The sequence below is a fragment of the Tepidibacter formicigenes DSM 15518 genome, from assembly GCF_900142235.1.
GTDB lineage: Bacteria > Bacillota > Clostridia > Peptostreptococcales > Peptostreptococcaceae > Tepidibacter > Tepidibacter formicigenes.
Genome location: NZ_FRAE01000004.1, coordinates 57,187 through 69,818, shown reverse-complemented (window position 1 = coordinate 69,818; position 12,632 = coordinate 57,187). Strand labels below are relative to the sequence as shown.

The 12,632-nt window shown below is 28.9% G+C and carries 10 protein-coding genes; all 10 read right to left on the bottom strand.

Annotated elements, in window-relative coordinates; all coding sequences use genetic code 11:
- Window positions 1-23 precede the first annotated feature (23 nt).
- Entirely contained in the window at window positions 24-1,991 is a 1,968-nt protein-coding gene (gene infB, locus BUA77_RS00390) for a translation initiation factor IF-2 (protein WP_072886430.1), read from the bottom strand.
- Entirely contained in the window at window positions 1,969-2,298 is a 330-nt protein-coding gene (locus BUA77_RS00385) for a L7Ae/L30e/S12e/Gadd45 family ribosomal protein (protein WP_072886429.1), read from the bottom strand. The genes infB and BUA77_RS00385 overlap by 23 nt, the downstream gene beginning before the upstream one ends.
- Window positions 2,288-2,560, bottom strand: coding sequence for an RNase P modulator RnpM (gene rnpM, locus BUA77_RS00380; RefSeq protein ID WP_072886428.1), 273 nt, complete (start codon window positions 2,558-2,560; stop codon window positions 2,288-2,290). The genes BUA77_RS00385 and rnpM overlap by 11 nt, the downstream gene beginning before the upstream one ends.
- Before the next feature lie 26 nt (window positions 2,561-2,586).
- Entirely contained in the window at window positions 2,587-3,621 is a 1,035-nt protein-coding gene (nusA, locus tag BUA77_RS00375; protein WP_072886427.1) for a transcription termination factor NusA, read from the bottom strand.
- Window positions 3,622-3,636: 15 nt separating this feature from the next.
- A complete protein-coding gene (locus BUA77_RS00370) occupies window positions 3,637-4,095 on the bottom strand; it encodes a ribosome maturation factor RimP (protein WP_072886426.1) in 459 nt (152 codons plus the stop codon).
- 137 nt (window positions 4,096-4,232) lie between these two features.
- Window positions 4,233-8,522 (bottom strand): PolC-type DNA polymerase III, encoded by a 4,290-nt coding sequence (locus BUA77_RS00365; protein WP_072886425.1) that lies wholly within the window; start codon window positions 8,520-8,522, stop codon window positions 4,233-4,235.
- 56 nt (window positions 8,523-8,578) lie between these two features.
- On the bottom strand, window positions 8,579-9,625 hold the full coding sequence (ispG, locus tag BUA77_RS00360; RefSeq protein WP_072886424.1) for a flavodoxin-dependent (E)-4-hydroxy-3-methylbut-2-enyl-diphosphate synthase: 1,047 nt from the start codon (window positions 9,623-9,625) through the stop codon (window positions 8,579-8,581).
- An 11-nt stretch (window positions 9,626-9,636) separates the two neighbouring features.
- Window positions 9,637-10,632, bottom strand: coding sequence for an RIP metalloprotease RseP (gene rseP, locus BUA77_RS00355; protein WP_072886423.1), 996 nt, complete (start codon window positions 10,630-10,632; stop codon window positions 9,637-9,639).
- 12 nt (window positions 10,633-10,644) lie between these two features.
- Window positions 10,645-11,796, bottom strand: coding sequence for a 1-deoxy-D-xylulose-5-phosphate reductoisomerase (locus BUA77_RS00350; RefSeq protein WP_072886422.1), 1,152 nt, complete (start codon window positions 11,794-11,796; stop codon window positions 10,645-10,647).
- A 54-nt stretch (window positions 11,797-11,850) separates the two neighbouring features.
- Entirely contained in the window at window positions 11,851-12,627 is a 777-nt protein-coding gene (locus tag BUA77_RS00345; protein WP_072886421.1) for a phosphatidate cytidylyltransferase, read from the bottom strand.
- Window positions 12,628-12,632 lie beyond the last annotated feature (5 nt).

The following is a 12,632-nucleotide window of genomic DNA, read 5'->3' as shown; positions in this document are numbered from 1 at the left end:
AGTATCTACAACCCTTCTATATATTATCTTTTCTTTTCTTTTACTATATAAGCTTCTATAATATCTCCTTCTTTAAGATCGTTATATTTTTCAAGTCCTATACCACATTCATAACCTGAAGCTACCTCTTTTGCATCATCTTTAAATCTCTTTAATGAAGAAAGCTCTCCTTCATGTACTACTATACCATCTCTAACTAATCTTACTTTTGCGTTTCTAGCAATTTTACCGTTAAGGACATAACATCCTGCTATAGTTCCCACTCCAGAAACTTTAAATGTAGCTCTAACTTCTGCTTTACCTAAATCTTCTTCAATAAACTCAGGATCAAGCATCCCCTTCATAGCAGCTTGTATATCTTCTATAGCCTTATATATTATTCTATATGTTCTAACATCAACTTTTTCAGTTTGAGCAACTGATGTTGCTCCAGCAACTGGTCTTACATTAAATCCTATTATAATTGCATTCGAAGCACTTGCAAGCATTACATCAGACTCAGTTATAGCTCCTACTCCACCATGTATTACCTTTACAGCAACTTCTTCATTACTTAATTTTTCTAAAGATTGTTTAACAGCTTGAACTGAACCTTGAACATCAGCTTTTACTATTATATTAAGTTCCTTTATTTCACCTTGTTCCATTTGTTTAAATAAATCATCAAGTGAAACCTTTTGAGTTGCTTTTAATTGTTCCTCTCTTAGTTTTTCTTTTCTTTTTTCTGATATACTTCTAGCAATTTTATCACTTCCAACTACTACAAATTGATCTCCTGCTTCTGGAACCTCAGAAAGTCCTAAAATTTCAACTGGAATAGAAGGACCAGCTTCTTTTACTCTTTTACCTTTATCATTTATCATAGCTCTTATTTTTCCATAAACATTTCCAACAACAATTGAATCCCCTACTCTTAGAGTTCCATTTTGAACAAGCACAGTAGCAACTGGACCTCTTCCTTTATCAAGCTGAGCTTCTACAACTGTTCCTACTGCCTTTCTATTAGGATTTGCTTTAAGTTCTTCCATTTCTGCAACAAGTAATATCATTTCAAGTATAGTGTCTATATTTTCATTCTTAAGAGCTGAAACTGGAACAGATATTACATCTCCACCCCAATCTTCAACTAAAAGTCCCTGATCTGCAAGTTCTTGTTTTACTCTATCTGGATTTGCTCCTTGCTTATCCATTTTATTTATAGCTACTATTATTGGAACTCCTGCTGCTTTTGCGTGGTTAATTGCTTCTATTGTTTGAGGCATTATTCCATCATCTGCTGCTACTACAAGTATAGCAATATCCGTAACTTGAGCACCTCTCGCTCTCATAGCAGTAAAAGCTTCATGTCCTGGGGTATCTAAGAACACTATTTTTTTGCCATCAACAGTAACTTCTGAAGCTCCTATATGCTGAGTTATTCCTCCTGCTTCTTTAGCTGTAACATTACTATGTCTTATAGCATCAAGTAAAGATGTTTTTCCGTGATCAACGTGTCCCATAACTGTTACTATTGGAGGTCTAGGCTCTAAATCTTCTGGCTTATCTTCTTCTATTTCCATATATTCTTCTATTATGTCTTTTTCTTCTTCTTGTATAGCTTTAAATCCATAATCTAAAGCTACAAGTTCTGCAATATCATAATCTATTTCCTGATTTATTGTTGCCATTACTCCTAATTTTATTAGTTTAGTAATAACTTCAGAAGGGGTTTTATCTAATAATTGAGCTAAATTTTGAACTGATATTTTACTTCCTATTTCAATTTTAGGAATATTATCATCTTCTTCCTCAACTGCTATTTCATCTTGATTATTAGAATTACTATTTCCTTTTTCATCTTTTAAAAGTTCAATGATAAGTTCCGCCTCTTCTTCATCTAGTGTACTCATATGATTTGCTACTTTAATATCTAATTCTTCTAATTTTTCCATAAGGTCTTTACTTGACATTCCAATTTCTTGCGCTAATTTATAAACTCTTGTCTTTGACAAAAGCTTCACCCCCTATTAATTCTTTTATTTTATTTGCAAAATTTTTATCTTTTATTCCTATAACAGCTCTACTACTTTTTCCTATGCTTTTTCCTAATTCTTCTTTAGTTGCAAATAAAGCATATTCTACATTTCTAAATCTAGATTTATCTATAAAAAGTTTTTTTGTATTATCAGATGCATCCTGTGCAATAACTACAAGTTTGATTTTATTTTTCTTTAATTCCTTTAAAGTAGTATCGTCTCCTGATACTAAATTTCCACTTTTTAAAGCAAGTCCTAATAAAGAGAGTATCTTATTTTTCATATTTTTTTATTTCCTCTCCTAACTTTTCATAGATTTCTTGTGGAATTTCTAATTTAAAAGCTCTATTTAAAGCTCTGCTTTTTACAGCCTTCTCTAAACATTCTACATTATTACAAATATAAGCACCTCTACCATTAGCTTTTCCTGTAGGGTCTACAAATATTTCTCCTTCTTTATTTTTAACTATTCTTATTAAATCTCTTTTAGAGTCTCTGTCTTGACAAGCTATACATTTACGTTGAGGTATTTTCTTTTGTTTCAAGAATATCTCCTCCTTTATAATTAATCTTATTTAGCTTGGCTTTCACTTTTTATATCAATTTTCCAATTTGTAAGCTTTGCTGCAAGTCTAGCATTTTGTCCTTCTTTACCTATAGCTAAGGATAATTGATAATCTGGTACTACAACTTTTGCACTTTTTTCGTTTTCGTCTACTTCTACAGATATTACTTTTGATGGACTTAATGAACTTGAAATAAATTCACCTGGATCCTGACTATACTTAATTATATCTATTTTCTCTTCTTTAAGTTCGTCAACTATATTTTTTACTCTAATTCCTTTAGGACCAACACAAGCTCCTATAGGATCTACATTTTCATCTACTGAATGTACTGCCATTTTTGTTCTAGATCCCGCTTCTCTAGCTATTGATTTTATTTGAACAACTCCATCATATATTTCAGGAACTTCAAGTTCAAATAATCTTTTAACAAGACCTGGATGACTTCTAGATAATAATATTTGTGGTCCTTTTGTTGTCTTTTTAACTTCTAGTATATATGATTTTATTCTTTGTCCTATTTCATACGTTTCACCTGGAATTTGCTCAGTTTGATTTAATACTCCTTCTACCCTTCCTAGGGATACATAAACTATTCCTTTACTTACTCTTGCTACTATTCCTGTTACTATTTCACTTTCTCTATTTACAAACTCTTCGTATATTACTTCTCTTTCTGCTTCTCTAATTCTTTGAACTACAACTTGCTTAGCAGTTTGAGCTGCTATTCTTCCAAAGTTTTTAGGAGTCACTTCAAATTCTACTATATCTTCAATTTCATAGTTTGGATTAAATTCTCTTGCTTCTTCTAGAGATATTTCAAGAAAGTCATTTTCTACTTCATCTACTACTTTTTTCTGAGTATATACTTTTACATCTCCATTTTCTCTATCAATTTCAGTTCTAACATTTTGAGAAGATCCAAAGTTTCTCTTGTACGCTGAAACTAGCGCCGCTTCAATTGTGTCTATTAGTATTTCCTTAGATACTCCTTTTTCTTTTTCTAGCTGATCTAAAGCTTCTATAAATTCTACATTCATTATTTTTCCTCCTTATTAAATTTTTACAGATAACCTAATTATAGATACATCTTTTTTGTTAAATTCAAATACTTCTTTATCAGATTTTATTTTAATTATTCCATCAAATAATCCTAAAAGCTCTCCTTCAAACTGCTTTTTACCATCTAAAGATTTATATAGTTTTAATTCAACATCTCTTCCTTTATATCTTTCAAAATCTTTATCTTTTTTTAGTGGCCTATCAAGGCCTGGAGATGATACTTCTAAAAAGTAATTCTCCTTTATTGGATCTAACTCATCTAATTTTTTGCTTAATTCTTCACTTACCAATTTACAGTCATTTAGAGATATTCCTCCATCTTTATCTATATATACTCTTAAGTATTTATGTCCTGCTTCTTGAACGTATTCTATGTCAATTAATTCAAAATTTTCTTTTTCAACTATTGGAAGTACTAAGTCTTCTACTGTTTTTTCTATGTTTTTTCTCATTTACTAATCCTCCTTTATTCAATTTTAAATATATATGAACTATAAAAGAAAGAGTGGGAATGCCCCCACTCTATATTTTCACAAAACATATATTTTTCTATACTAGTATACCATATAATGTTTTTTTGTGCAACTTATCACAGTAATGACAATTGATTTGTATCAGGCATACCTTCAAGACAGCCATGGCTTTTTAAAGTCTCTATAACAGTCTTAGAAATTTTAGTTCTTTTCCTTAAATCTTCTATAGATAAAAATTCTTCTTTTTCTCTTTCAACCGCTATATTTACTGCAGCATTAGCTCCTACCCCTTGAAGAGCGATTAGTGGAGGTAACAACTTTCCATCTAGTATCTTAAATTTTTTTGCATCAGACTTATATAAATCAACTCTTAAAATCTCAATATTTCTTGCAAACATCTCTACAACAACTTCAAGTACTGTCAGCATATTTTTTTCTTTTGCAGTGGCACCATTACCTAATTTTTCTATTTCTTTTATTTTTTCCATTACTGCATCTTTCCCTTTTACAATCAATTCTGCATCAAAATCTTCAGCTTTCGTTGTAAAATATGTTGCATAAAATGCACAAGGATAATAAACTTTAAAATAAGCAATTCTAAATGACATCATAACATATGCAACAGCATGAGCCTTAGGAAACATATATTTTATCTTCTTACAAGAATCTATATACCACTGAGGCACATTATTCTTTCTCATTTCAGCTTCATCCTCAGGCTTTAAACCTTTGCCTTTTCTAACCTTTTCCATGATTTGAAATGCTAATTTTGGCTTTAACCCCTTAAATATTAAATAGTTCATAATATCATCTCTTGTTGATATAACATCTTTAAGTGTAACTACTCCATCTCTTACTAGGTCTTGAGCATTATTAAGCCAAACATCTGTACCATGTGAAAGTCCCGATATTCTAACAAGTTCTCCAAAAGTTGTAGGCTTTGTATCCAAAAGCATTTGCCTTACGAACTTAGTTCCAAATTCAGGTATACCAAGACTCCCTATAGGACAATTAATATCTTCAGGAGTTACTCCTAAAGCCTCAGTAGATGTGAATATAGACATTGTTTTTTTATCATCAAGAGGTATTTTAGTGGCATTAATTTCTGTTATATCTTCAAGCATTCTTATTATAGTGGGAACATCGTGTCCAAGTATATCAAGCTTAAGTATTCTACCACTTATAGAATGGTAGTCAAAATGAGTAGTTATAACTCCTGATGAAGGATCGTTAGCTGGATATTGAATAGGTGAAAAATCATAAATTTCCTTATAATGAGGAACTACCATAACTCCTCCTGGATGCTGACCTGATGTCCTTTTTATTCCTGTACATCCACTAGCCAACCTATTAATCTCTGCTGATGTTGTAGTAATTTCATTTTCTTCTATATATTTTTTTGCAAATCCATAAGCAGTTTTATCTGCTATAGTACCTATAGTTCCAGCTCTATATACATATCCTTCTCCAAATAAAACTTCTGTATATTTATGAGCATTTGGTTGGTATTCTCCTGCAAAATTAAGGTCTATATCTGGCTCTTTATCGCCTTCAAAACCTAAGAATACCTCAAAAGGTATATCATGTCCATCTTTTATAAAAGGAATCTTACAATTAGGGCAATTTTTATCAGGTAAATCTGCACCTGATGTATAACTTCCTGTTTCAAAGAATTCAGAATAAAGACATTTCTCACATCTATAATGAGCAGGTAAAGGATTAACTTCTGTTATATCACTCATTGTAGCTACAAAAGAAGAACCAACAGAACCTCTAGAGCCTACTAGATATCCATCTTCTAATGATTTTGTAACAAGTTTTTGTGAAATTATATAAAGTACTGCATATCCATTACTTATTATAGAGTTTAACTCTCTTTCTAGTCTATCTTTAACTATATCAGGAAGAATTTCTCCATACATTCCATGAGCTTTTTCGTAACACATATTCCTTAGAGCTTCCTCAGAACCTTCTATTACAGGTGTGCATGTTTCATCTGGAATTGGCTTTATTATATCTACACTATCAGCTATTTTATTAGTATTTGTTATAACAACTTTTCTAGCTATATCATCCCCTAAATAACTAAATTCATTCAGCATTTCATCTGTAGTTCTAAAATATAGAGGAACTTCTTCATCTGCATTTTTAAACCCCTGAGAATGTTTTAATATTTTCCTATAAATTTCATCATGAGGGTCTAAAAAATGCACATCTCCTGTAGCAACTACAAGTTTATTGTATTTTTCTCCAAGTTCTATTAATTTTCTATTAATATCTTTCAATTCTTCATAATCTTTAACTATTTCTTTTTCTATCATAAATTTATTATTGTCAAGAGGCATAATTTCTAAATAATCATAAAATTCTATAATCTCTTTTATCTCATCTTCTTCTTTATTTTTTAGTATACTTTGATAAACTTCTCCATTTTCACAAGCAGATCCAATTATAAGTCCTTCTCTATATTTAGATAATACACTCTTTGGTATTCTTGGATTTTTGTAGAAGTAATTGATATGAGACTGAGAAATTATTTTATATAGATTTTTAAGCCCAGTATAATTTTTTACAAGTATAGTTATATGATTTGTTCTTATTTTTTTATAATCTGTTTCCTTAAATATTTCATTAACTTGATTTAAAGTGCTTACTCCTTTTTCTTTTAACATATCTAAAAATTTAATGAATATTTCAGAAGTAGCTTCTGCATCATCTACTGCTCTATGATGATTTTCAAGAGATACATTTAATTCTTTTGCAACTATATTTAATTTATATCTTTTTAAATTTGGAAGCAATTCTTTAGCAAGAGCTATCGTATCTATAAATCTATTATTAAATTCAAGAGATAATCTATTACAATTTTCTTTTATAAATCCTATATCAAAATCCGCGTTATGAGCAACTAATACACTGCCTTTTATAAATTCTAGAAATTCTGGCATTATTTTTTCTATAGTAGGTTCATTTTTTACCATATCATTAGTTATTCCCGTAAGTTCTTGTACTTTATATGGAATTGATTTCTCGGGATTAACTAAAACGCTAAATCTATCAACTATCTCAAAGTTTTTTATCTTTACTGCTCCAATTTCTGTAATTCTGTCATTTTTAGCAGAAAACCCTGTAGTCTCTATATCAAATACTACAAAGTTTTGCTCAAGAGGCAATTTATTTGGATTTTTTATTATAGGATTAGTATCATTTACTAAATATCCTTCTACACCATAAATCACTTTTATTCCATATTTTTTTGCAGCATCCATGGCTTCTGGAAATCCTTGAACTACTCCATGGTCAGTAATTGCAATAGCTTTATGTCCCCATTTTGCAGCTCTTTCAATCAGCTTTGAAGCAGATGTAACAGCATCCATAGCAGACATTTGAGTATGAAGATGAAGTTCTACCCTTTTCTCTCTACTATTATCTATTCTTTCTTTCTTTTTAGATCTTTGTATATCAGATATATTAATAATAAGTTCCTGTGAATAATTATCAAACAATGCATTTCCTCTTATTCTTAAGTATGAACCTTTCTTTATATTATCTATGATATTATCTTTATTATTTTCTCTTAAAAATAATTTACATTTTATAGAGCTTGTATAGTCTGTGATAGAAATTGTAAGAAGAGTTCTTCCACCTTTTAATTCTCTAACCTCTATATCAAATACTTCGCCTTTTATAGAAACTCTTCCTGTTTCAGGAGTAATATTCTTAATTATTTCTATAGGATCTATATTCTCTTTTCCATATATTAAATTAGTTTCTTGTTTTTCACTTTCATTCTTATCATCTTTTTCTACTTTTTCTTCTTCAATTTCTTTAATACTTATAATTTTATTCAATATATCATTAGTTTCTTCATCTTTTTTTGACATATACTCCTGTAAATCTAAAGTTTCCTTAGGCTGTAAAATAAAATTCACATTTAAGTCTAACCCTAATTCTTCATTAATAATGTTTTTTATAGAATATGAAGCATTTTTAATTGTTAGTCTTTTATATAAAATTTCATCATTTATGCTTATTTTGAATGAATTATCTTCATATTTCCATTTTATTTCATTGCATATACAATTAATTGAAGGCACCAATGATTTAATTACAAACAATATGTTATTCCAGTAAGAATCTAAAATATTAATAATATTATTTATATCTAAATCTTTATATCTTACTTTTATTCTTATGCTATTAAAATAATCCAACTTATTTTTTATTTCAATTTCTAATTTTTTCAAAGTATTAATTTTTAGTATTTTATTTGATTCTAAAAATATATAAACTATTTTATCTTCTCTAAAATATAATATTTTTTTTATACATACATTATTGAATGTAGAATCTAATTTTACTTTATCTAATCCTATTTTAGTTAAATATTCCTTTATACCTTCCATAACTTCCTCCTAGAAAGTTTTTAATACATTAACATAAAAATTCTAGACTAAAAAGTCTAGAATTTTTTAATTTCATTAATTAATTCATCTACTAAATATTCACTTTTTATTTTTCTTACAATCTTACCTTTTTTAAATAGAAGTCCTTCACCGTTTCCTCCAGCAATTCCTATATCTGCTTCTCTAGCTTCTCCTGGTCCATTTACAGCACATCCCATTATAGCAACAGTCATATTCTTATCTATGTCTTTTATTTTCTCTTCTACTTTAGATGCTATATTTATTAAATCTATATTACATCTTCCACATGTAGGACAAGATATCATCTTTACTCCTCCTTCAATCAATCCTAAAGATTTCAATATTTCCTTTCCTACAAAAATTTCCTCTTTAGGATCTCCTGTTAGTGAAACTCTAATAGTATCACCTATTCCTCTTAAAAGTAAATATCCTATCCCTATAGAAGATTTTATTGTACCTTTTCTTACGCTTCCAGATTCAGTTATGCCTATATGAAGTGGATAATTTACCTTTTGAGACATAAGTTCATATGCAGAAACTGTAGTATATATATCACTAGATTTTAAAGAAATTACTATATTATCAAAATCAAGTTCTTCAAGAATTTTAACATGTCTCATTGCACTTTCTACTAAAGCCTGTGCTGTAGGTTTTTTATATTTTTCAAGGAGATCTTTTTCTAGAGATCCTCCATTGACCCCTATTCTTATTTTAATGTTTCTTTCTTTTGCTTTTTCAACTATTTTCTTTACTCTTCCCAAATCACCTATATTACCAGGATTAATTCTAAGCCCATCAACACCTTGCTTTATAGATTCAAGAGCTAACTTGTAATCAAAGTGTATATCAGCTATTATTGGAATATTTATTTTTCTTTTTATATCCAAAAGCTTACTTGCCGCTTCCATATCAGGAACTGCAACTCTAATTATATCACAACCTACTTCTTCAAGTCCTTTTATTTGATTTACGGTAGAATTTACATCTCTTGTATCTGTATTAGTCATAGATTGAATAGTTATAGGGTTATTTCCTCCAATTTTAACACTTCCACATACTACTTCTTTTGTTAATTTTCTCAAAAAATCACCTTCTACTTTATTATTCTAGTAATATCTTTATAAGTAACAAATATCATAAGAAGCATTAAAGCTACAAGTCCTATAAAATGAATTGTTCCTTCTTTTTCTGGATCTATTTTTTTACCTCTTATTAGTTCTATTAATAAAAATACAATTCTTCCTCCATCGAGTGCTGGTACAGGAAGTAAGTTAAACAGACCTAAATTAATACTAATTACAGCAGCAAAATTTATTACATACACAAATCCAGCTTTTGCAGCCTGGCCAACTACGTTTATTATCCCTACAGGTCCAGCAACCTGTTCAGAAGATACGTTTCCTGTTATAGCTTTTCCCAGGAAATTAATCATTTGATCTAAAAGAAAAATAGTCTGATTTACTGCATATTTTAAAGATAAAACTATACTTTTTTCGTATTTAGGTTGTATTCCTACCATCATTCTTCCATTTTTTTCTTTAGGAGCAATCTCATATTTAATTATTTTTCCATCTCTAACAATCTCCATATTTATATTTTTACTTTTAGATGCATTTATAGTTTTTCTTACATCATCCCAGCTTTTAATCTCAATATTGTCAATTTTAACAATCTTATCCCCAGGTTTAATCCCTACTTCTTGAGCGGGAAGATTATTTATTGTATTTTTTATAGTTGTACTTGGAACTCCCTGGTACATAGACATTAACGTAAATAATAATATAGCAAGTACAAAATTCATTAAAGGTCCTGCAAATATTATACTTATTTTTTGAAATACATTTTTATTGTTAAAACTTCTAGGGTCATCTGATACTTCATCTTCTCCTTCCATTTTTACATATCCTCCCAACGGGAGAGCTCTTATTGTATATTCTGTTTCTTCTCCTTTAAACCCATATATTTTAGGTCCCATACCTATAGCAAATTCATGTACTTTTACCCCTGATTTTTTAGCAACTATAAAATGACCAAATTCATGAAACAAAACAAGAATTCCAAACACTATAAGTGATATAATTATAGTCATCTTTTCACCTTCCTATTTTATGGTTTCCTTAATAAATTGTCTACTCCAATTGTCTATATATAATATTTCTTCTAAAGTAGGATTTTTTACTGAAGAATGTTTTTCAAGAGCTTTTTCTATATATAATGGTATATCATAAAATTTAATATTATCATTCAAAAACTCACTTACTAAAACTTCATTTGCAGCATTTAAAACAGTAGGATATGTTCCTCCATTTTTTAATGATTCATAAGCAAGTTCTAAGCATGGAAAAGTATCCATATCAGGTTTTTCAAAAGTTAAAGAACTTATTTTTGCAAGATCAAGTCTCTCAAAATCACTGTGGATTCTATCTGGATAAGATAGTGCATATTGTATAGGAAGCTTCATATCTGGATTTCCAAGTTGAGCAACTACAGAACTATCTTTGAATTGAACCATTGAATGTATAATACTTTGAGGATGAACAAGTACCTCTATATCTTCTACATCAACATCAAATAACCATTTTGCTTCTATTACCTCTAATCCTTTGTTCATAAGAGTAGCTGAATCTATACTTATTTTCCTTCCCATGCTCCAATTTGGGTGCTTTAATGCTTCGTTTTTTGTAACAGTTAAAAGTTCTTCTTTTTTTCTATTTCTAAAAGGTCCTCCAGAAGCTGTTAATATTAATTTTTCAATACTTTTATTATTTTCTCCATTTAAGCACTGAAATATAGCTGAATGTTCACTATCAACAGGTATTATGTTAACTCCCTTTTCTTTAGCTTTTTTCATAACTAAATTTCCAGCGGTGACAAGTGTTTCTTTGTTTGCAAGAGCAATAGTTTTTCTTTCTTTTATAGCTTCTAGTGTAGGAATAAGGCCAATCATTCCTATCAAAGCTGTAATTAATATATCTGCTTCTTCTAAAGATGCTATAAGCTTTAATCCTTCCATTCCCCAACATATTTCTGTGCTTATATTATTTGGTAAAATTTCTTTTAACTCCTTAGCTTTATTTTCATCATATACAGCAATAACTTTCGGTTTAAATTCTTTTATTTGCTCTAATAACTTATATATATTTGTATTTGCTGCTAAAGCTACAATGTTAAATTTATCTTTATTATTTCTAGCAACTTCTAAAGCTTGAGTTCCTATTGAGCCTGTCGATCCTAAAATAGCTATATTTTTCATATTATTCATCCCTTCTTATGTAAAGTAGTATAATAGCTTCAGACCATTCTGAAGCTATTTAATGAAAAATAATATATAATAATATACAAAAGGAGCTGTAAAAATAATACTATCAAATCTATCTAATATACCTCCATGTCCAGGTATTAATTTTCCATAGTCCTTTATTCCTAAAACCCTTTTTATAGAAGATGCAAATAGGTCACCAATCTGAGCAACTATACTACCAACCAAACCTATTATAATCATATGGAACAAATTAAAATTAAATAAGTATCCAAATACAGCACATGAGATTGAACTTCCTATAATTCCTCCTATACTGCCTTCTATAGTTTTTTTAGGGCTAACTTCAGGTATTAATTTATTCTTGCCAAAAAAATATCCGCTAAAATATGCAAAAGTGTCAGTCATCCAAGCTATTATAAAAACTAACCAAATATAATTATAATTTTTAAAATTTGTAATTAATGTTATGTGATTTAATAAATATGGTATATATATTACACCTAAAAAAGTTACACTCATATCCATAATATTATATTTTCTTAAAACTACTAATATGCATGCTATGAAAAATAAAATAAAACTTAAACCTAGCATATACTGATTATTAATTTTAAAAGTTGAAAACATAAAAAATAATAAACTTATCATATATCCAACTATGTTAATTGAATTTATTTTTTTTTCTTTAAAAGCATCATAAAATTCCTTAAGAGCTATTAAAGAAACCACTGAAACACCTAAATAGAGGGGAATTCCTCCATTTATCAATATAAATATCAAAACTGGTAATAGTATTATTGATGATAATATTCTAATAAACATACAAT

What these genes read in the sequence shown, in the direction of transcription:
- BUA77_RS00370 (WP_072886426.1), bottom strand. Translation starts at nt 4,095, where the DNA reads ATGAGAAAAAACATAGAAAAAACAGTAGAAGACTTAGTACTTCCAATA.
- BUA77_RS00350 (WP_072886422.1), bottom strand. Translation starts at nt 11,796, where the DNA reads ATGAAAAATATAGCTATTTTAGGATCGACAGGCTCAATAGGAACTCAA.
- rseP (WP_072886423.1), bottom strand. Translation starts at nt 10,632, where the DNA reads ATGACTATAATTATATCACTTATAGTGTTTGGAATTCTTGTTTTGTTT.
- BUA77_RS00385 (WP_072886429.1), bottom strand. Translation starts at nt 2,298, where the DNA reads ATGAAAAATAAGATACTCTCTTTATTAGGACTTGCTTTAAAAAGTGGA.
- BUA77_RS00345 (WP_072886421.1), bottom strand. Translation starts at nt 12,627, where the DNA reads ATGTTTATTAGAATATTATCATCAATAATACTATTACCAGTTTTGATA.
- nusA (WP_072886427.1), bottom strand. Translation starts at nt 3,621, where the DNA reads ATGAATGTAGAATTTATAGAAGCTTTAGATCAGCTAGAAAAAGAAAAA.
- BUA77_RS00365 (WP_072886425.1), bottom strand. Translation starts at nt 8,522, where the DNA reads ATGGAAGGTATAAAGGAATATTTAACTAAAATAGGATTAGATAAAGTA.